At 43.9% G+C, this 21,606-nt stretch carries 20 protein-coding genes; 17 read left to right on the top strand and 3 right to left on the bottom strand.

From position 1 onward, the window contains the following. Nucleotides 1-45 precede the first annotated feature (45 nt). From ADIAL_RS04210 to ADIAL_RS04280, 14 genes are all read left to right on the top strand, one after another. Complete coding sequence (locus tag ADIAL_RS04210; RefSeq protein ID WP_034300477.1) at nucleotides 46-495, top strand: PTS sugar transporter subunit IIA; 450 nt, start codon at nucleotides 46-48, stop codon at nucleotides 493-495. Beyond that, nucleotides 443-1,288 (top strand): nucleoside/nucleotide kinase family protein, encoded by an 846-nt coding sequence (locus tag ADIAL_RS04215; RefSeq protein WP_197017762.1) that lies wholly within the window; start codon nucleotides 443-445, stop codon nucleotides 1,286-1,288. Before ADIAL_RS04210 ends, ADIAL_RS04215 begins: the two co-directional genes overlap by 53 nt. Continuing rightward, the gene (locus ADIAL_RS04220; RefSeq protein ID WP_034300479.1) at nucleotides 1,251-2,690 is read left to right on the top strand and encodes a PTS mannitol transporter subunit IICB; all 1,440 of its coding nucleotides are present in this window, start codon (nucleotides 1,251-1,253) and stop codon (nucleotides 2,688-2,690) included. The genes ADIAL_RS04215 and ADIAL_RS04220 overlap by 38 nt, the downstream gene beginning before the upstream one ends. Next, nucleotides 2,691-3,947 carry a zinc-binding dehydrogenase gene (locus ADIAL_RS04225; RefSeq protein WP_034300481.1) on the top strand — a complete coding sequence of 419 codons (1,257 nt, stop codon included), beginning with the start codon at nucleotides 2,691-2,693 and terminating at the stop codon, nucleotides 3,945-3,947. A gap of 144 nt (nucleotides 3,948-4,091) precedes the next feature. Continuing rightward, nucleotides 4,092-6,152 carry a BglG family transcription antiterminator gene (locus ADIAL_RS04230; RefSeq protein WP_034300483.1) on the top strand — a complete coding sequence of 687 codons (2,061 nt, stop codon included), beginning with the start codon at nucleotides 4,092-4,094 and terminating at the stop codon, nucleotides 6,150-6,152. A 96-nt stretch (nucleotides 6,153-6,248) separates the two neighbouring features. Further along, a complete protein-coding gene (locus ADIAL_RS04235; protein ID WP_034300485.1) occupies nucleotides 6,249-6,737 on the top strand; it encodes a hypothetical protein in 489 nt (162 codons plus the stop codon). A gap of 336 nt (nucleotides 6,738-7,073) precedes the next feature. Continuing rightward, the gene (locus ADIAL_RS04245) at nucleotides 7,074-7,727 is read left to right on the top strand and encodes a glycosyltransferase family 32 protein (RefSeq protein WP_331279800.1); all 654 of its coding nucleotides are present in this window, start codon (nucleotides 7,074-7,076) and stop codon (nucleotides 7,725-7,727) included. 196 nt (nucleotides 7,728-7,923) lie between these two features. Continuing rightward, entirely contained in the window at nucleotides 7,924-9,534 is a 1,611-nt protein-coding gene (locus tag ADIAL_RS04250) for an amidohydrolase (protein WP_051503708.1), read from the top strand. Continuing rightward, nucleotides 9,534-10,439: a YitT family protein gene (locus tag ADIAL_RS04255; protein ID WP_051503709.1), complete on the top strand. Its 906-nt coding sequence runs from the start codon at nucleotides 9,534-9,536 to the stop codon at nucleotides 10,437-10,439. The genes ADIAL_RS04250 and ADIAL_RS04255 overlap by 1 nt, the downstream gene beginning before the upstream one ends. Nucleotides 10,440-10,486: 47 nt before the next feature. Next, nucleotides 10,487-11,167, top strand: a complete 681-nt coding sequence (locus tag ADIAL_RS04260) for an ABC transporter ATP-binding protein (protein WP_051503710.1) — start codon at nucleotides 10,487-10,489, stop codon at nucleotides 11,165-11,167. Continuing rightward, nucleotides 11,164-11,928 carry an ABC transporter permease gene (locus tag ADIAL_RS04265; protein WP_034300492.1) on the top strand — a complete coding sequence of 255 codons (765 nt, stop codon included), beginning with the start codon at nucleotides 11,164-11,166 and terminating at the stop codon, nucleotides 11,926-11,928. Before ADIAL_RS04260 ends, ADIAL_RS04265 begins: the two co-directional genes overlap by 4 nt. Nucleotides 11,929-12,157: 229 nt before the next feature. Next, nucleotides 12,158-13,315, top strand: a complete 1,158-nt coding sequence (locus ADIAL_RS04270; protein ID WP_051503711.1) for a 3D domain-containing protein — start codon at nucleotides 12,158-12,160, stop codon at nucleotides 13,313-13,315. An 869-nt stretch (nucleotides 13,316-14,184) separates the two neighbouring features. Beyond that, the gene (locus tag ADIAL_RS04275) at nucleotides 14,185-14,418 is read left to right on the top strand and encodes a hypothetical protein (protein ID WP_034300494.1); all 234 of its coding nucleotides are present in this window, start codon (nucleotides 14,185-14,187) and stop codon (nucleotides 14,416-14,418) included. 62 nt (nucleotides 14,419-14,480) lie between these two features. Beyond that, entirely contained in the window at nucleotides 14,481-14,726 is a 246-nt protein-coding gene (locus tag ADIAL_RS04280) for a hypothetical protein (RefSeq protein ID WP_034300496.1), read from the top strand. A gap of 80 nt (nucleotides 14,727-14,806) precedes the next feature. Here the strand turns inward: ADIAL_RS04280 and alr are convergent, their stop codons facing one another. Continuing rightward, a complete protein-coding gene (alr, locus tag ADIAL_RS04285) occupies nucleotides 14,807-15,979 on the bottom strand; it encodes an alanine racemase (RefSeq protein WP_034300499.1) in 1,173 nt (390 codons plus the stop codon). Nucleotides 15,980-16,174: 195 nt separating this feature from the next. Here alr and ADIAL_RS04290 point away from each other — a divergent pair, with 195 nt between their 5' ends. Then, complete coding sequence (locus ADIAL_RS04290; protein WP_034300502.1) at nucleotides 16,175-17,512, top strand: aminopeptidase C; 1,338 nt, start codon at nucleotides 16,175-16,177, stop codon at nucleotides 17,510-17,512. Nucleotides 17,513-17,587: 75 nt separating this feature from the next. Here the strand turns inward: ADIAL_RS04290 and ADIAL_RS04295 are convergent, their stop codons facing one another. After that, nucleotides 17,588-17,869: a hypothetical protein gene (locus ADIAL_RS04295; protein ID WP_034300504.1), complete on the bottom strand. Its 282-nt coding sequence runs from the start codon at nucleotides 17,867-17,869 to the stop codon at nucleotides 17,588-17,590. Between the two features lie 126 nt (nucleotides 17,870-17,995). Further along, nucleotides 17,996-19,531, bottom strand: coding sequence for an AbgT family transporter (locus ADIAL_RS04300; RefSeq protein ID WP_034300506.1), 1,536 nt, complete (start codon nucleotides 19,529-19,531; stop codon nucleotides 17,996-17,998). 324 nt (nucleotides 19,532-19,855) lie between these two features. On the opposite strand from ADIAL_RS04300, the gene ADIAL_RS04305 reads away from it, so the two are divergent. Then, nucleotides 19,856-20,614, top strand: coding sequence for an acyl-[acyl-carrier-protein] thioesterase (locus ADIAL_RS04305; protein WP_034300509.1), 759 nt, complete (start codon nucleotides 19,856-19,858; stop codon nucleotides 20,612-20,614). Next, entirely contained in the window at nucleotides 20,615-21,604 is a 990-nt protein-coding gene (locus ADIAL_RS04310; protein WP_034300512.1) for a LacI family DNA-binding transcriptional regulator, read from the top strand. Nucleotides 21,605-21,606 lie beyond the last annotated feature (2 nt).

The raw sequence follows: 21,606 nt of genomic DNA on the forward strand, positions 1-21,606 counted from the left end.
AAAACGCTTACTAAACAGACGCATATAAACGAAAGGTGGATATTTATGATTAGTGCATATTTAAAAGATAATACAAGGTTTGCTGATGAGGTAGAAAATTGGGAAGAAGCCATCGCTCTCGCATCACAGCCATTAATCGAAAAAAACTACATCTCACCCCTCTATATAGAAGAAATGATTGAGAACGTCAAAGTCAATGGTTCCTATATCGTTATCGTACCGGGGTTGGCCATGCCGCATGCCTCCTCTGAAAAAGGCGTGCTGGAGACAGGGATTGCCTATCTGAATCTGAAGAAACCGGTCATGTTCCCTGATAATCAGGAAGTGAAAGTTCTGTTGGTGTTGGCAGCTAAAGACAGCACAACTCATCTCGATATTTTATCTGATGTCTCTTCTATTCTTATCGAAGATGAATTCAGTGACAAGCTGAAGGAAGCCACTAGTGAAGAGGAAATCATGGAGCTGGTTGAAACGGTTGAGATCTATGAAGGTTGAACTGGAAGTTAACGGCTTTAAGATGGAAGCTAGTTATACCGATAAAGAAATCGAGCAAGTATTTCAACCGCTACTAAAAAAGCTGACTCAGAAAAGGCAAGACAAGGGTAGCCGGCTGGTCGTCTACCTTGCGGCTCCTCCCGGAACAGGCAAAACAACGCTAAGTCTTTTTCTGGAAAAAATTTATCAAGAAAGTCAGTCGCCCTTCACTTTTCAGTCGATTTCTCTTGACGGCTACCACCATAGACGGGAGTACCTCCTGAATAATCATTTGACTCAAAATGGAAGAAAAGTGCTTTTGAATGACGTAAAAGGCTGTCCTGAGACTTTTGATTTAACAGCGCTTACACATAATGTGCAGGCTCTTCATAGTCAGGCAGTAGATTGGCCCGTCTATGACCGTAGGCTGCATGATGTCAGTGAAGAGACACTCAAAGTCGATGCAGATATTGTACTGGTGGAAGGAAACTGGCTCTTGCTCGATGAAGACAACTGGCGGCAACTTCAAAAGTACTGTGACTTCAGTATTTTTATACATGCCGAAGAAAAACTGCTTAAAAACCGTTTAATTGAAAGAAAAATGAGAGGAGGACTCAGTAGAGAGGAAGCCGAAGCTTTCTATAAGTCAAGCGATCGCATGAATGTCCTGCGGGTATTAAGTCACAATCTAGCAGCAGACTGGCCCCTTGAGTTGAGCAAAGATAAACAGCTAGTCCATAAAACTATAACCCAAAACAACACTGTAAAAGGAAAGGATGATTACATTGGAAAGCGTACACAATCAACACCTTAAATCGTCTAATCGTGCAAAAATTCAGGCATTTGGAGGATTTCTAACCAACATGGTCCTGCCTAATATCGGAGCCTTTATCGCCTGGGGGATTCTGACTGCCCTGTTTATCCCTACTGGCTGGCTCCCCAATGAGCAGCTTGAAACAATTGTTGGTCCTGCCATCACCTTTCTACTGCCTCTGCTGCTGGCCCATACCGGCGGGAAAATGGTCGGCGGACAAAGAGGAGCCGTCATGGGAACAATTGGTACAATCGGTTTGATCGTCGGTTCTGATATTCCAATGTTTTTGGGGGCCATGATTATCGGGCCATTTGGAGGCTGGCTGATCAAGAAGTTTGACAAGCTGATCGAAGATAAGATTCCGGCTGGCTTTGAAATGGTCATCAACAACTTTTCGATTGGCATCCTTGGTTTTCTGCTGATGCTGTTTTCCTTCCTGTTTATTGGACCTGTTATTGTAGTAGCGAATAATGGGGTTACTGTCGCCATTGAAACACTTGTTTCCACCGGCTTTTTGCCTCTTTTGTCACTGATCAATGAACCGGCTAAAGTATTGTTTTTAAATAACGTTATCGATCAGGGAATATATTATCCACTTGGTTTGCAGGAAACGCTGCAAGTGGGTCAGTCCATCTACTTTACCGTCGCATCCAATCCTGGACCGGGACTAGGTCTGTTACTGGCTTTCACATTTTTTGGAAAGAAAACAGCTAGACGAACAGCACCTGGTGCCATCATTATTCACTTCCTGGGCGGGATTCATGAGCTGTACTTCCCGTTCGTTTTGATGAAACCGATTACGATACTGGGAATGATTGCCGGCGGCATGTCCGGTATTGCGACCTTCCAGCTGTTTGATGCCGGACTAGTTGCCGGACCAAGTCCGGGGTCAATCTTTGCCTACCTGGCTTTAACACCGCGCGGAAGCTTTATCGGAATCATTGCAGGTGTAACCGTCGCCACCCTTGTTTCCTTTGTGGTCACTTCCATTATTTTGAAGGCAGACAGACGCAAGGAAGATGACTTTGAGGACTCTCTAAAAAAATCCAAGCAAATGAAAAGTGAAGGAAAAAATCTGAACAAAAATCAAGCGGTCAGTGTAGCTGAAGTGCCCACGAAAGTCAGTAAAATTTCTTTTGCCTGTGATGCCGGGCTGGGAAGCAGCGCTTTAGGTGCGACAACCTTCAAAAAGAGACTGAAGAAAATCAATGTCGAAGATATCGAAGTGAAAAATTACCGCATAGAAGATGTACCGAAAGATGCTGATATCATTGTCGTGCATAAAAATCTGCAGGATCGGGCCAAAAGGGCTCATCCCGATACGCGTATCGTAACCATCGACAACTACATCAATGATCCAAGTCTGCAGACTTTATTAAATGACTTGGAGAGGGAGGAATAAATGAAAACGAAAGCGGTCGCCTTATATGGAAAGAAAGATTTGAGAGTGAGGGAATTTGACCTGCCGGAAATAGGAGAAGAGGAACTGCTGGTAGAAGTTGTGAGCGACACCGCCTGCCTGTCTACGCTGAAAGCGACACTGCTAGCCGAAGAGCATAAGCGGGTGCCGGACAATCTGATGGAGCATCCGGTCATGATTGGCCATGAGTTTGGTGGCTATATCAGAAAAGTAGGCAAGAAAATTCAGGATCAGTTTACCGAAGGGGACAAGTTTGTCTTGCAGCCCGCTATGGGTCTGGAAAGCGGCTACTCGGCAGGCTACAGCTATGAGTATTTTGGAGGGAATGCCACGTACTGTATCATTCCCAAAGTAGCTATCGACCTGGGCTGTGTGTTGCCATACAATAAAAATTATTTCGCCAATGGGTCGCTTGCTGAGCCAATGTCAACGATTATCGGAGCCTTCAATGCAAACTATCATACCAGACCATATGTCTACACTCATGAAATGGGGGTAAAGAAAGGAGGTCAGCTGGCCTTGCTGGGCTGCGGTGGCCCAATGGGAATCGGTGCTTTGGATTACGCGGTCAATGGAGATCTGGGAATCCAAAGAATTGTTGCCACTGAAATCGACGAAGGACGACTGAACCGTCTGAAAAAACTGATTCCACCTGAAGTGGCTAAAGATAAAGGAATTGATCTTGTCTATGTAGATGCCTCTAAATCAGACGACCAGATCAAAGACTTGATGACCTTATCTGAAGGGAAAGGCTTCGACGATGTCTTTGTCTTTGCAGCGGTAGAGCCCTTGCTGGTACTTGGAGACAGTATTCTGGGTAACGACGGCTGTCTGAACTTTTTTGCCGGTCCGACTGACAAGCAGTTTAAGGTTCCGGTCAACTTGTATAATGTGCACTATGCCTCAACGCATTTTGTAGGCACGTCCGGAGGCTCAACAGATGATATGAGAAAATCGCTGGAGCTCACCGAAGAAGGAAAAATTAATCCGTCCATTATGATCACGCATGTTGGTGGATTGGAGTCTGTTCCAGACATGATACTGGGCATGCAGGACTCCTTGGCGGGAAAAAATGCCATATATCCGGGGGTTTCCTTGGAACTGACTGCTTTGGAAGAGTTCAGGGAAAAAGGAAAAGAGGATAAGCGGTGCAAAGAGCTGTACAGTCTGATTAAAAAACACGACGGAATCTGGAATGAAGAAGCAGAACAGTATCTGCTGACACATTTTACAGATTAAATAGCAGTTAGACGATAGACAGCGCTGACTCAGGAGGGTCCTATCAAGGATCCTCCTGTTCAGCTGCCTTATTGAAATCACAGCCTCACACTGATTTTTTATGATACACTCATCTGAAGAGTATTGAGAAAAGGGGGAGAAGCATTGCTGACATTAAGAGAAGTTATGGTAGCGCATCAGATTGCGACAAAACCGGACGTGACTCTGGAGGATCTGGCAGACCAGTTTGAGTTAAGTAAACGAACTATTCGGTATGATCTTGAAAATATTGAAGAAAATCTCTTCGCGCGTAAAGTCTTCCCTGAGTATATTGCGATACTCAAAGATATGGATGAACAGAAGCGAGTCAGTTTGAGGAGCTATATTGAAGAGCTGCATTTGTCAGAGGTCACTCTGGCGCCCCAGGAACGGTATCTGATCCTCAAATATACGCTTATTTTGTTAGGCAAGCTGAACTTGACAAAAATAAGTAAAGAACTTCAGGTTAGCCGAATGACGGTGAAAAATGATTTCAATCAGCTGCTCAAAGAACTGGCGAAAAGTCAACTTTCTACAAAGTTGAAATACAAAGATGGCTACATTCTTACTGGTAAAGAAGAGCGTGTTCGTCAGTTTCAGCGAGATATACTGGAGAATATTTCAAGTCATTCCTTTTATAATGAACTGCTTTTTTCCGACTTGCTGGACAAGTTTTTAGCTGAGCTGGACTTGTCGGGGATAACAGAGTTTTTGTATAATCTGCAGCAACAACTGAGAGGTATTTTTACAGATAGCTCCTATGCCCGCATGAAAAACAGTCTGATGGTTACCGTGATCAGAAACAAAGCCGGTAAGCAGCTCACAGCCGGTAACAGAACTGTTTCCAGCACGGATGAGCAGCTTGAAGCTTTAAAAGAGCTGAAAGTTGGACTGGAAGAAGCCTATGCCATTACAATAAGTCATGAAGATATTGAGGAGACGTGGGCCGTTTTAAAGCAATGCCGCTTTGTCCGTTCAGAGATCTTTGAAAAAGACTATTCGATTGAAATCGATCGGCTAGTCTACCAGCTGGTACAGGCGTTCGGTTACCGTTATGGTGTGGATTTAACGAAGGATAAAGAGTTGTTTGATGGTTTGAATAATCACTTGAAACCCCTAATGCGGCAAAGCAGTTTTGACGACAGTAGCAGCATTATGTTCGAGGAAATCCAAAGCGAGTATCCAGGTGTTTATGAAACGGTAGCCGAGGTTTTGCAGGAAACTCCACTGTCTGCCGGAGCCTGCCAGCTTCCTCAGCAGGCCGTTCCGCTGATTTCCGTACACTTTGCGGCTGCCCTGCATCGGCAGTCTGTCTACACAGGAGTATCCAAAAAAGTGCTAATTGTCTGCAGTCAGGGAATTGGGGTATCAAAACTGCTGGAGGAACAGCTGTCAAGCCAATTTAATGTGGACGTACAGGATGTCATTCCAGCACATTATCTGAAACATTATTCTGAAAAAGCAAATGTGGATTTGATCATTTCGACCGTTGACTTGAATGCTGATGAAAATCACGCTCCTGTGCTTAAAGTCAGTCCGTTACTGACTCAAAAGGACCTTAAGCAACTGGAAAGTGAAGGGATTATTCGGCACAGCAAGAAAATCGAATTGTCAAAGCTGCTTGCTATCCTCTCTGAAAATCTGAAAGAAGGGGACAGTCAAGATTTGATAACTGCCCTTAAACACAACTTTGGACGGTTTCTTGTAGATGATTTGTCAAATAGAGAAGTCAGAGAGTCACAACAGGTGAAGGAAGCGTTTGTTCAAGTAGCCGATCGGGCAGATTCTTTCAAAGAAGCCATCAGTCTGGCTCTGAAACCTCTTGTAGACCATAAATACATCGAGCAAGCATACGTCAGCGAAGTGATCCATGCATTTGCAGAAAACGGGTCTTACATGTTCGTAGCTGAGGGTATAGCCATTCCTCATGCCCGGTCTGAACAAGTCAAAGAAACGGGGTTTGGTATTTTGAAACTGCATGAACCGGTCCGTTATTCAGACAATCAGACTATCGACATGCTTATCTGCTTCTCTTCCAGAGATAATCTAGGACACTTGGATGCACTGATCAATATAGTTGATTATGTAAAGACACCGGAGTTTCTTTCAGCACTCCGGTCGATCCGGACAGCGGATGAACTGGCTCGTCATATTCTTTCTATAAATATAGAGACTGAGGAGTTATAGGTGATCAGTCAGTTAAAGAAGACAAGAGAAGGTCAGTAAATAATTTAGGAAAGGCCGGTCTGTAAGAGGCAGACAGGAAAATAAAGGAGGAAACCGATGGATAATTTACAAATAAATTTCAAACTGCTCGAATCAGTCATCAGTAATGTCATCAGAAGAGAAATCGATTGTTTTACTGATGAAGTGTATAAAGCCAAAGAGGTGTACCTGACAGCGGAGGAAGATCTAACAGAGTACATCAGACCCTTTATGCATAAACTAAATGCTAATGAACTGGATCTTCATGCGCTAAAAGAGGTATCCGATGAAGCCTTGCTTATTTGTGTAGCTGATAAGAAACTGAGTAAAGAAAGGGTTGAACATATTCAGCGTTTCAATTTAAAAGGACGTGTCACTCTGATCACAACTGATTATGAGTACGGTGAAGTCCTGAACAGCAGAGAAACAATCGGTATCAGTCTGCCGACTACTGTATCTTCGGATCGTCAAAGGTGTACGCTGTTCCGGCAAGCAGTCACCATGATCTTAGATGATGTCCTGCTGAAGCTTGACAGCAAGGGAAGCAGCCGATTAATCAGTTATTAGTTATCATGAAAGAAATGGACAGGCCACATAATCAATCATAGGGATCAGTGCTTGCAGCCGGCACTGATCCCTATTTCTTTGCAGGTCTAGGTAATCCTGTCGGTAAGAAGGCTGCGGGCACAACTGGTAAGGAAGACAGAACGGAAAGTGTGATTGAGCACAAGAAGGATCAACTATCTCAGCGCCTTGATGTAAAGACAGACAGTGAGGATACTTTGCGTTTTAAGAGGGAAAAATTGTGGCGGCTGTACTAGTTGAAAGGCAGCGATAGTTGCTCAGTAGCTATCAATCGTTTTTAGTTCTATCTTTTGGTACACTTAAAAAGAAGTCTCATAAATATCTAATCAAAAGGGGAGAGAGGATATGATACCAAAAATTATTCATTACGCTTGGTTTGGCGGCAATAAACTAGGTGAGCTGGAGCAGAAGTGTCTGGAAAGCTGGCAGAAATACTGTCCTGACTGGGAAATAAAGCGCTGGGATGAGTCCAACTTTGATCCGAAAGACCATGGCATCTATACAGAGCAGGCATATGAAAGAGAAGAGTGGGCCTTTGTATCGGATGTCGCTCGACTTTACGCGCTTAAGGAATACGGGGGCGTTTACTGTGATACAGATATGGAGCTGATCAAGCCTATCGATAAATTTCTTGAGCACCCGGCCTTCTTCAGTTTTGAAATCGAAACTGAAATTTCTACCGGAATCATCGGAGCGCAGCCGCATCATCCGTTTGTTGAAGAGTTGTATAAGGATTATGATGGGCGTGAATTTATTCTACCTGACGGATCCAGAGATGAGAAAACCAATGTATTAAGGATAACTGAAATCATGATTGACAGAGGGCTCAAACCAGACAACACATACCAAGAAGTCGAGAACTGTATCATCTATCCGAGAGAGTACTTTTCGCCGAAAGACTACTACACAAGAGAAGTAGACGATACACCGAATACACATGGTATTCACCAGTTTACTGGAAGCTGGCTGTGATCTATCAAAAGAAGTCAGGACCCTGTGTTCTGACTTTTTTCCGTCCTGGCCTCCTTTTACTTTCTGTATGCGATAGACAATCAAGGGAGGGCCTGTTTTTTTTTTGAGTAATTGACTGGGTGGGGTGTTAACAGTTGATGGGTATCGGTATAATATGCAGTGACGACACTAAACACACAGAAACGAGCGATGTAAAATGAAATGGTTTAAAAACGGCAAAATATACTTAGAAGAAGGCCAGTTTGTTGACAGTATGATTGTGGATGCCAACACAATCATATGGACGGGTGAGTCAGCGGCATGTTCCTATTCAGTGGCAGACAGTGAAATCATTGATTTAGAGGGGCGTACTGTCCTTCCGGGGCTGATTGATTCCCACCTGCATTTTCTGATGACAGCTGAGCACTTGTCGATGCTTCCAATTACAGGAGTGACGGCTTTAAATGAACTGGTTAAGCGCTGCGAGGAATACATAAAAGACAGGCAGCTGACTGCTGGAGATATTCTGTACTCAGAGGGTTGGAATCACACCCTGTTTACTGACAAACAGAAAATACCGGACCGTCACGACTTGGACCGGGCTTCTACAGAAGTCCCCATTGTACTGGTAAGAGTTGATCGGCACATGATGAGTTTAAATTCAGCAGCACTCAAATATTTTGAGATCAATGAAACAACAATCCCGGAAACGGGGGGAGAAATTTATAAGGATTCCAGCGGTCAACCAACAGGGGTTTTGACTGAAGGAGCACTGGATCTTATCAAGGCCAAGCTTCCTGAAGCCAGCAGAAGTGAACAGAAAGCGGCTCTCAAGAATGCTATGGCGCTGGCCAATCAATATGGGATTACATCGATGCACACTAATGACGCCAAGGACGACCGCTGTAAAGAAACCTTGTCGCTATACGAAGAGCTGGAAGCAGAGGGACAGTTGACTGTGCGTTTTTATCAGCAAATCTGGTTCAATAACGGTAAATATTTACCTGCTTTTCTTGCCAGTGGCTACCGTTTTCAGTCAGGGTCGGACTGGAATAAGATCGGGCCAATTAAGTTCTTTATTGATGGAACACTCGGATCCCGGACAGCAGCTCTGAGAGCTCCCTACACGGATGACCCGACGACCAGTGGTGTCCTGACTAAATCTCAGGAGGAACTCACGGCAGAAGTCAGGCAGGCGGTTGAGCATGGATATCAGGTTATCACTCACGGTATTGGAGACAGGGGAATCGACTATATCCTCAATGCCTATGACACGGCTCTTAACAACCAGGCCAATGACTTGAGACTGGGCATCAATCACATGCAAATCACGGACAAAGAACTGATTGACCATGTAGCTGAAAGAGGATATCTGACCTATGTTCAGCCGATTTTTCTGGATGATGACTTGCTGATTCTGGATGATCGTGTTGGAAAGGAGCGGGCTCGACAGTCTTATTTGTTCAAATCCATGATCAACAAAGGTGTTCACCAGTCATTCAGCAGTGACGCACCGGTTGTGTCATTTGATCCCTTTAAAAATATCCAGTGTGCCGTCACAAGAAACAGGCTGACAGCCCCGCTGTCAAAGCCTTATTTGCCAGATCAGGCAGTATCGGTAGCTCAGGCCATTGATGCCTATACTTATGAAGGGGCCTACGCCAGCTTTGACGAGCATAAGAAAGGCCGGTTGAAGCCTGGATTTTTAGCTGACTTTTGTGTACTCGACTGTGACATTTTTACTGTCAGTCACGACTGCATCAAAGATACTACGGTCCATTCAACATACGTCGATGGTCAGCTGGTTTATGCTAAAGGAGGGAGATGATGAAAAAGATGATTCTGACTAGAAAAAGAATAGAGAATTTAGTGTTGATTATTATTGGTTCTGTTCTATATGCAATAAGTGTCAATGTCTTTACCTTGCCCAATGATTTGGCAGAAGGGGGACTAACAGGATTCTCGCTGATCCTGTTTTATCTGATTGACATTCCTCCATCATACACAATATTTATTGTGAACATTTTTATTCTAGCCATCGGCTACAAGTTTCTGGACAAGCGGACACTCTACTATACCTTGATTGCCAACGGTATTATCTCAGTCATGTTACTTGCGGTAAGTGGCTATGCTTTTATCCCAGAAACGACCTTACTGGCTCCAATTGGTTCTGGAATATTTATGGGGGCAGGAATCGGGCTGATTATGCTAGGACACGGAACAACCGCAGGCAGTGATATCATTGCTAAGCTGATGGAAAAGTACCTAGGCATCAATATACCGACAGGCCTCTTGATGATTGATGTTTTTATTGTTCTGCCGAGTGCCTTTATTATCGGTGCTGAAAATGCCTTTCTTACACTGATCAATCTGTATATTCAAAGTAAGGTGATTGATTTTGTTCTAGAAGGTTTGAATCCAAGAAAATCTTTCTTTATTATTTCAAAAAAACACGTGGATATTGCAGAGGCTATTGAGAATCAGTTGGGCCGAGGGATTACGATTCTGGACGGAAGAGGCTATTATACTAAGGAAAAGAAAGACATTCTCTATATCATCATCAGTCGACGTGAGGTGCTGCCAATTAAACGTATTGTTGAAGCAATTGATCCGAATGCCTTCATGACTATTTCGCATGTACAGGAAGTTACGGGAGAGGGTTTTTCCTATCTGGCGCAGGAAGTTCAGGCTGAACGGATAACTGAAGCAGAGGAAGAGTGGATTACAGATTAAATCAATTGCTATTTTGTATCTTTAGTTTATAATTATTATCATATGATATGAATTATAAAAAGGAGCGGATTATCATCGAGGAGTATCAGCTATCTATAGAGAAAGTAACGTTCAAAGCCGATGAATCGACCATACTCGATGCAGTCAGCTTTCAGGTGAAAAAAGGTGAGCGGGTTACTGTCACCGGACCCTCCGGGGGAGGGAAAAGTACATTACTTAAAATTATTGGGAGTATCCAGAAGCCGACTGAAGGACGAATTCTGTTTAAAGGAAAAAACATCGCTGAAACAGATCCGCTGGCTTACCGGCAAAGCGTTTCTTATTTCTTCCAAAATGCATCGTTGTTCGGCAAAACAGTAAAGGATAATCTTATATTTCCTTTTCAAATCAGGGAACTACCATTCGACCAAAAAAGGTGCGAGCAGATGCTTGAACGCGTTAAACTGGACCGGTCTTATATAAATAAAGCTGTCAATGATTTATCTGGGGGAGAAAAACAACGGGTAGCTCTGGTCCGCAATCTGATCTTTCAGCCTGATGTTCTACTGCTCGATGAAGTAACCAGTTCTCTGGATTCAGATAATAAAGAAATTATCTTTGACATGCTGGCAGAACTAAAAGCCAACGACCAGATTACTGTGATATCTGTTACGCATGATGAACGGGAAATCAGTCAGGCAGACCGTGTGCTGCGAATCATTGACGGTAAATTGGAGGAGTCAGTATGAATGCGAACCTTGAAATCAACAACTTTTCACTTATTTTGTCAACCGGTCTTCTGATGATTGCCATCTTTATTGACTATAAAGAAAAGCTGAATCTGGGTAATGATATATTTATTGCCGGTGTGCGAGCAGTGATCCAGCTGTTTCTGATCGGATATGTCCTCAGCTACATTATCCGGCTGGACAATGTCCTGGTAACGCTGGCCATGGTTCTCTTTATTGTTTTTAACGCCGGCTACAATGCCCATAAGAGAAGTGAAGGCATCCCCCGTTCCTTTATGATTGCCATGACCGCCATTGGACTGGGAACAGCGATTACGCTTGGGATACTAGTAGTCTCAGGTGCCATAGAGTGGGTCCCCTCGCAGATTGTGCCCATCACGGGGATGATTGCCAGCAATGCAATGGTTGCTTTAGGACTGACTTTTCAGTCGCTTAATTCTAAATTTTCTGACCAGCGACAGCAAGTGCTTGAAAAACTTGCCCTGGGGGCTAATGAGAAACAGGCTTCCATGAGCATCATCAGAGAAAGTGTTAAAACAGGCATGTCGCCCTCGATTGACCGAACGAAAACGGTAGGGCTGGTTAGTTTGCCGGGCATGATGTCTGGCCTGATTTTTGCCGGAATTGAGCCGACTGAAGCTATCCGTTACCAGATTGTGGTTATGTTCATGCTTATTGGGGTCACCAGCATCGCCAGCTTTATCGCCAGTTACCTGGCATATCGGCAGTTTTTCAACGACCGGAGTCAGCTGACCGTATAATTTGCCATACTTGTCATGAAAATGAGATATAAGCGCGCTTTGACATCTTTTTGTAAGGATATAATAGAAAGATAACAAACGTGATAAAACAAGGTAACAGTTATCTAAAACCCCTTTTCTTTTTGTAAGTCCGTGGTAAGATACTGACAGTTATCCAAGCAAGGCTTAGGATAAATAGTTTAGTATAGTTGAAACCAAATGGACAACGATAATGAAAAGGGGTATAAACTTGTTTATACAAAAGAATCATTTAATTAAAGCCGGAGTCACTTTCTCAGCAGCAGCCTTTTTACTAATGGCCAATGAGATGGAAGCTAGCGCGAATCAGTACGATAGTGCTAATTGGGAGCCGCGAACGGTATCTGAAATTGAAAATGAAATTGCGGACCAGAAAAGTGACCAAGACGGAGATCACTTAAAATATACGCTAAGATGGGGCGACACGCTTTGGGGAATTTCTGAAGCGACTGACATTTCAGTGGACAAACTGGTAAAAGTCAATGAAATTGCGAATCGAAGTCTGATTCATGTAGGATCTACCCTTCATTTAAGCAATGACTTATCTATTCTTTCCGTACAAAATGGTGATGAAGAAGTAGTCAGCTACGACGTTTCTGGAGACGAAGTCGTGGAAACAGAGACACCTGCAGAAGTGGAAGAAGCAGCCGCTGAAGAGGAACAGCCTAACGAAGAACAGGCTAATGAAGAAGCGGTTGCTCAGGCTGTAGCTGAAGCAGAAGCTGTAGCCCAAGCAGCGCTCGAGCAAAGAGCCGCTGAAGAAGAAGCTAACGCTCAGGCAGCTGCGGAAGAAGAAGCCGCTGCTCAGGCAGCTGCTGAAGAAGAAGCCGCTGCTCAAGCAGCCGCGGAAGAAGAAGCTGCTGCTCAGGCAGCCGCGGAAGAAGAAGCCGCTGCTCAGGCAGCCGCGGAAGAAGAAGCTGCTGCTCAGGCAGCCGCGGAAGAAGAAGCTGCTGCTCAGGCAGCCGCAGAAGAGGAAGCTGCTGCTCAGGCAGCCGCGGAAGAAGAAGCTGCTGCTCAGGCAGCCGCGGAAGAAGAAGCCGCTGCTCAGGAGCCAGCTCCAGAAGCTTCAGCATCAAGTAGTGAAGGACGCTGGATGTCTGTTGAAGCAACAGCTTATTCCCGTAATCAGCCAGTACTGGGGAACATTACTTTTTCTGGTATTGACTTGAGAGAAAATCCTAGAGTCATTGCAGTCGATCCTGATGTTATTCCTCTTGGTTCAACCATTTATGTACCAGGTCGTGGTGAGTATATCGCCGGAGACACAGGTGGTGCCATTATTGGCAACCGCATCGATATCCACATCGAAGACTTAGACCAAGCAATCCAGTTCGGTAGAAGAAACATCGATGTTCAAATCATCGAATAAAAAATAATTTAAGAGAGGTTGAGGCCGCGGTCTCAACCTCTCTTCTTTTAATGTCTTTGTGAGGGTTGCTGCATAGTGGAGTGATCTGACGTACCAATCAAACTCAAATGCTATAAAAGTCACCTAATCACCCGTCTGTTTAATGAATTAAGTGGGATTATTAGAAATAGTACAGAATTGATTTTTGAAAAAGAAGGGATGTCTGTACTCTATCGACCGCTGTATTCGTTTAACTGAAGTACATATTATCATGACTATAATCTGGATAAAGCAAAACACCTTACTTTCTCAGATCACTTTACGTACCAAAGAGGTGTTTCTTATAAATCTATACGGCTGTGTCCATTCTTTGTAGAAGGGACTAAAAGATGAGTCGATAAAAGAACGTATAAATCACTGCTTTGACAAAGGTTTAGTGGCGTTTAAGATTACATCAAGTAAATGACAGAAGTAAACCTTTGTAAATAAATAGTATTATTTTGTAAATGCTTTATCTTTTGAATATAGCCCAATTCATGATAGGGTATTAAGTATAAAGCGTGTGTACAAAAAATGTTCAATTAATTGAACGATTTTGTTCACCAAATACCTGATCTGTTCGTTCGTTTAAAGGTGCAAGTCTTATTACTTTTATCTTAACTGTTAATTTGGTAGTCTATCTTTAGGCAAAAGATTAGCCAGTAAAGGAGAGCGGTGGATGACGTAATGTGTAGAATTTCAATTGAGTTTCCTTTTGATAAACTTTTTTCAAAGCTATTAGGAGACAAACTGAACACACAACAGGTCATTACAAACGAGTAATTTTGCTTGAACTTTCAGCGAAGCAGACACGATCAAAAATATTAAAATAGGATAAGGGAGAGGTTTTAATGAATAAACTAGCCAAACTTACCGCATTAACTATGACAGCAGGGATGCTGCTTGCAGCCTGTGGAGATGCCGGAGATACAAATGATGATCCAGCGATGGATGAAGGAATCGAAGACGACGGCATGATGGATGACGGCATGGAAGATGATGGTATGGGCGACGACATGTATGAAGATGACATGGACGACGACGGTATGGGTGATGACTTAGATGATATGGATGAAGACGAATAGTCTTCGCAATTATTTTATGTGATTAAACTAATTAAAACTAATTTGAAGGAGAGAAAGCAAATATGAATAAACTAGCTAAACTTACCGCACTAACTATGACAGCAGGGATGCTGCTTGCAGCCTGTGGAGATGCCGGAGATACAAATGATGATCCAGCGATGGACGAAGGAATCGAAGATGACGGCATGATGGATGACGGTATGGAAGATGACGGCATGATGGACGACGATATGGATGACGACATGTACGAAGACGACATGGAAGATGATGACATGATGGATGATGATATGGACGACACTGACGAGTAATCGTTCAAGTACGTATCTAAAAAAGGATGGGACTTAGTCCCATCCTTTTTTGTTTAAAAATTTTGAAGGGTAAGAGGAGATTATCGGTCTAGAAGAACATTTTGTTTCGCTTTAACAGCCTCCCCTTTAGTATACACCCGGGGAATACGTTTTCCTATGCCACAGAGAATCTCATAATGAAAACTATCTGTTAAATCCGCCATTGTGTAGATGGAGGGGTGACCCTTGTCAGGATCGCCTATGAAGACCAACTCGTCTTCATAGGAAAAATCGGGAATATCTGTCACATTAACCATCAGCTGGTCCATGCAAATTCGTCCAACAATAGAAGCTTTGTGCTTTTTAGAGGTCAGGTACCAGCGGTTGGAAAGCTCTCTAGGAATGCCATCTGCGTAACCCAGCAAGAGGGTAGCAATGGTTTCTTCCTTTTCCGTTTTATATGTCCGGCCGTAGCCAATTGTTTGCCCAGCTGGGACAGACTTGATCATCGCAGCATGGGTCGTTAGCGTCAGAGCCGGTTTCAAATCGAGCAATTGCTTTAAAGCTGGATCAGGATGGTAGCCAAAAAGAGAAATACCTGTCCGAATCATGTCCAAATCGAATTCTGGATAAAGCATGGCTGCAGCTGTATTGCTGCAGTGACGAAGACTGAAATTGAAGCCTTTGTCCTGAAGATAATCTACCGTTCCAATAAAGGCCTTGAACTGTTTTTTTGTGAATGAAGGGTCTGCTGTGTTTTCAGCTTCAGCAAAGTGGGTAAAAATACCTTCACAAAAAATGTTGTCAGCGTTCAAAAGCTGACATAGGCGTAAAGTTTCTTCTTCGGTACGTGCACCAATCCGTCCCATTCCCGTATCGACTTTAACATGAACTTTGACGGTTTTTTTAGTAATGCGAGCAAAAGCCTGAACGGCTGCTGCGATTCTCTCCGAAAAAATTGTAAGGGTGATGTCCCAACGGACTGCAGTAGGAATTGTATCCGGTTCAATTGGGCTCAACAGCAGAATCGGACAAGTTATACCTGCCGATCTGAGTTCTATTGCCTCATCCATGACAGCTACTGCCAGGTAGTCAACGCCCTGCTTCTCCAGGTGTCTTGCAACTTCGACTGCACCATGACCGTAGGCGTCGGCTTTAATGACAGCCATCAGTTGAGTTCCTGCTGAGATATGATTCTGCATACTTTTAAAATTGAAGGTAATTTTATCTAAATCAACTTCCGCTTTAGTATATCGGTAACTTCCGTAACTCATCTTTTCCATCTCCTTTCCATCTCTTAGTTTAACATGAAGTAGCAGAGCTGTGGAACTTTGAAGGCAGAAAAAGCTAAAAGCCCTGAAGTCTTCCAGAGGAGTTCAACTATAGATAGAGAACTGGAAATGACAGCTTGTCATAGCTAGTCATTTTCTGTATGATATCTGTATTAATAAGAAAAGGATGAGAAAAAGATGAATATAACAAAAGAACTGCTGAGTCAGTTTCAACGCGCATTTGATGCCGACCCAGCTAACCATGCAGTAAAAAACGCCATTTCTAAAGTTGGGCTGAATCAGTCTGCAATAGACAACAATCTGATGCGTCGCCATTCCTTTGTTTTCTCGAATGAAACTAAAAAAGGAGAAATTACCAATCAGCAGTCCAGCGGCCGTTGCTGGATGTTTGCAGCACTAAATACTGCCCGGGTCGATACAATGAAAAAGTTGAATGTTAAAACGTTCGAATTTTCTCAGAACTACACGCTGTTCTGGGATAAACTGGAGAAGGCGAATTATTTTCTTGAAAATATTATAGAAACGGCCGACTTGCCCCTAAACTCAAGACTGGTTCAGCATCTGCTGTTTGATCCCATTCAGGATGGCGGTCAATGGGACATGTTTACGGGTCTTTTAGAGAAGTACGGAGCTGTTCCCAAATCAGTCATGCCTGAAACCTACCACTCGTCTAACACGCGGGAGCTGAATCAGCTGTTGACAGCTAAGTTGAGAGAGTTTGCAGCCAGGCTGCGACAGAGTCAGGCTGCAGGTAAATCTGCTGAAGAGCTTACGGCACAAAAAGAAGAAAATCTGGCCTTTGTCTACAGCCTATTGACTAAAACGCTAGGCGAAGTGCCTGATACTTTTTCTTATGCCTACCGTGACAATCAGGATAACTTCCATAGGCTGACAGATATCACCCCTCAGGAATTTTTTGACACTTATGTGGACTGGGATCTGGAGGAACGGATCTCACTAATCAATGCACCAACTGAAGACAAGCCCTTCGGCAAAGCTTACACAGTTAAATACCTCGGTACAGTCAAAGAAGGCAAGCCGATCAACTATGTCAATGCACCAATCGAAGCTTTAAAAGAGGCAGCTATTGCGTCCATTAAAGATGGCGAACCCGTTTGGTTCGGCTGTGATGTGGGTAAGATGCTTGACCGGAAAGCCGGGATTATGGATGATCAGGCCTACGACTATGAAGCAGTTCTGGGTGAAGGGGTGAATCTTTCAAAGGCTGAGCGTCTCGACTATGGAGAAAGCCTGCTCACGCATGCCATGGTTTTTGTCGGTGTTGACCTGGATGCTGACGGTAATCCGATAAAGTGGAAGGTCGAAAACAGCTGGGGAGATAAAGGTGGAGATAAAGGCATTTACTCCATGAGTGACAAGTGGTTTGATGAATACAATTACCAAGTGGCGGTTAAAAGAAAGTATATCGATGAACAGTGGCTCAAAGCATTGGATGAGCCAGTAACCGAGCTAGAGCCATGGGACCCAATGGGCTCACTGGCCCGTGTCCAGTAAGATATAAACAAAGGAAGTGAAAAATCCTCTTTTCAGGCGGCATCTCAAAATGCTGCGTTTGAAAAGAGGATTTTTTTAGTTTGTGTAAAGTTCGATCATCAGCACAATAGTAGAGCTGACGGCTCCACCAATGACAAAATACATCAGCATCTGGACAGGGATGAACCAGGACACATCATCCAATGAACGTTCTTTGTCGGACGCAATACCGATCAAAATGAAATAGCCGATCCCGACACCGATACCAAGAATCGGATACATCTGTTGGATCTGCTGCGGACGGATTAGACCAAATATCAGACCAGTCAGCAGGCCGACAAGCTGAAGTAGCCGGCGCTTGGTTTTTCTTGACATCATAGAATTCCTCCTTAGCGTTAAGTTTACTGGCCGCTTCGTTCTGTATCCCTATCATAAAAGATTGAAAATAAATAATAAAGAAAAAGACATGCTCCCTTTTTAGGAAGCATGTCTTGAAGTGTTTGTTTAAAGCATGACGGGTGCGCCAGGACCTAACGGCAGACCTAAGACATACCATACGACTAAAAGCAGTGACCAGGTAATCAGGAAGGCAATCGTGTATGCAAGCATGGTAGAGATAATTGTCCCGATTCCACTGTCCTTGTCGTAACGCTGGGCAAACACAAGGATCATGGCGAAATAGCTCATCAGTGGTGAAATGACGTTGGATGAAGAATCCGCAATACGGTAAGCCATCAATGTCATTTCAGGAGCAATGTTGACCTCATAAAGCATCGGTGCGAATACCGGCCCCATGATAGCCCATTTAGCTGAAGCTGACCCCATAAACAAGTTGATGAAGGCTGTCACGATAATGAAAGCCAAAATCAATGGCAGTCCCACAAAACCGATGGCATCCAGGAATTCAGCTCCGCTGACAGCCAGGATGAAACCAAGGTTAGTGTATGAGAAATAGTTGATGAACTGAGCAGCAAAGAAAGCCAGCACGAGGTAGCCGCCCATGGAGCTCATGGATTCTGTCATACCCTTAACAAAGTCATGTGACGTTTCAATTTTTCCTGTTGTTTTACCAAAAACGTAACCCGGGATGGCAAAGAGGAGGAAAATCAAGAACAGCAGACCCTGTGACAGGAAGTTGTTTAGTGTCATGGCTCCAGTTGCTTCGTCAAGCGCTCTAAATGGTGCATTTTCGGGAACCATCAGGAAAGCCATAACAGCAAGGAAGACGATTAAAGCAATTAGGGCATTACGCATTCCTTTATTTTCCAGGTCAGTAATCGGCTCGTCACTTGGCTTGTAGCTTCCAGTGTATTCACCGAGACGCGGTTCAACAAAGCGCTTGGTGACGACCGCACCAACAAAAGTCAGGACAAAAGTGGAAACAATCAGGAAGTACCAGTTAGCTGTAACGGCTACTTCATAATTGATCCCTGCAGATGCCAGGGCTTCATTGGTGATGCCGACCAGCAAAGCATCGGTCGGGCCAAAAATCAGGTTGGCAGAGAAGCCGGCAGATACTCCGGCGAAGGCAGCGGCGAGACCGGCAATCGGGTGTCTGCCTGCTGCAGCGAACATAATAGCCCCCAAGGGGACAACAACAACATAACCTGCATCAGAAGCTATGTTAGACAGGATACCGGCAAAGACAACAGTAGCTGTCAGCAGATTTGCAGGAACGTTGCTCAGCAGTTTCTTCAGTGAGACCGAGATAAGACCGGTCCATTCAGCTACTCCTACTCCGAGCATGGCTACCAGCACAGTACCCAACGGTGCAAAGCCAGTAAAGTTAGAGACGGCACTATTGAAAATGTGCGCGATCCCTTCGCTGTTCATTAGAGAAATAGCTTCAATTGTTACGTCCTCTCCAGCGTTGGCATCAAAGTAGTTTACAGTGACTCCCATGCGGAAGACAAGTTCGGATATCAGGATGACGAAGAGTGCCAGGGCGATAAAAATCATGACAGGATGCGGAAGCTTATTTCCGACACGTTCGATCATACCTAAAAATCCTTTATTTGAGCGTTCATTTGATTCACTCATAAATGGTTTTCCTCCTATATAATTATTGAGCTGAGAATAATCTTACTAATGACTAACTAATGGGATAATCATTAGTAAGATTAAAATTTGGCTCCATTAATTATTGTACTATGGAATCTATTCTAATACAAATACCATTTTTATTTCAATGGAATATAATCAATTGTATGCGATGAAGTTATTTTCTTTTTGAAGTAACGGAGCAGCAGGCTATTATGCAGGTGAACATCTCATGATCCAGCGGATAGTCAATTAAAATTGTAATTCAGCAGCTTAGAATTTATAATTCAATTATAGTATATAAAGAGAGCAGGAATATAAACCGTGAGTTTAGTATATAAAAGTGAGAAAACCATTACCCATTACATGTGCGACCGGAGTAGAAGTCTGACCCTTCCGATGCTGGTTAATCTGCTGCTGGAAGTGTCTGAAGAGCAGTCCTCAGAATTAAGTAGGGACGAGTCTTATCTGAAAGCCAGAGGGGTGAATTGGATCATTCTTCGTTATGAATTTTCTGTCAGTAGGATGCCTAATTTGAAGGAAACAATAAACATAGAAACACGTGCCTCGGAGTACAATAAACTGTTCACCTACCGTGAATTTGTTGTCAAAGATTCATCAGGAAAGGTACTGCTGACAGTCGACACGACCTTTGCTCTTATGGATTTATCTACAAGAAAGATGGTCCGGCTGACGGATGAGATAGTCTCTCCCTATCAGGCAACTGCTTCCAGACGAATCAGGAGAAGTGATAAACCGAAAGAATTGACTGATTTTGATGACTGCAAGCAACGGACTTTTGACGTCCGGTATTTCGATATTGATGGTAATGGACATGTCAATAATGCCCATTACATCAGCTGGCTTCTAGACAGTCTGCCAAGCGATTTTTTAAAAAGTCATGAAGTTAGCTGGGGAGTGATTGCCTTCGATAAAGAAGTCAGCGAACACCAGAGCATTGACAGTCTGTCGATGCGCCGAAAAGAAAGAGGGACAGCTACGGACCATCAGATTAAGTCTGAAGCTGCGGTACATTGCAAAGCCAGTTTTACATGGAAGAAGTTGAATAAGGAGGAGCATTGAATGGTCACAATCAATGACATTGCAAAAAAAGCAGGTGTAGCTAAAAGTACAGTCTCGCGTTACCTGAATAAGGGGTCAGTGAGTGCAGAAACACGCAGTAAAATAGAGAAGATTATTGACGAGACAGGGTACACACCCAACACCTTTGCGCGCAGTTTGAAAGCACAGAAAACGCACATGCTGGGAGTAATCATTCCCAGGTTAAATTCGGCATCCACGAATGAAGTGCTGGAAGGAATCGACGAGCGGGCCAGGATGCTCGGCTATCAACTCGTCATCACCAATTCTGACCAGGATACAGACCGGGAATTTGAAAATATCAGCATGCTTGCCAGACAGAAAGTGGAAGGAGTGATTATGTTTGCCCGAGAAGTGACCGAGGACCAGGTTCTGGCAGTACAGAAAACGCAAACGCCTTTTCTCTTTATCGGACAGAAAGCTCCCGGTATAAACAGCATGATCCATCAGGACTATGAGGCTGGACAAAAAATGGGGACCTACGCACTGGAATCGGGGCACCGGCATTTTCTCTATGTAGGCGTTCCGGAAAGTGATCAGGCGGTGGGCGTCGACAGAAAACAGGGGTTTCTGGATACTGTCGGGTCAGTAAAGGGCAATATTATTGAAACGGTAGAAACTGATTTTTCTCGGACGGCAGCCTATCAGAAAGCGCTGACCTTCATCCCTAAAACAGAGGCCTCTTATATTGTCTGTGCAACGGATAATATAGCGATTGCCGTGCTGAAAGCAGCCAAGGACCTGGGCTATGATGTGCCGGAAGATTTTTCACTGTCTGGATTTGGGGGCTATGAAACGACAGCTTATGTCTCTCCGACCATTACAACGATCAGTTATCCTTACCGACAGATGGGATACGAAGCTGTGGAGAAGCTATTGCAGCTGGTCAGTGGAGAAGCCGTACCGGAAGTCATCGATATGCCTAATGAACTGGTCATTAATCAGTCGACTAAACCATTTGAAAAAAAATAAAG

Origin of the sequence: Alkalibacterium sp. AK22 (assembly GCF_000585255.1) — a bacterium.
In the GTDB taxonomy this organism is placed as follows: domain Bacteria; phylum Bacillota; class Bacilli; order Lactobacillales; family Carnobacteriaceae_A; genus Alkalibacterium.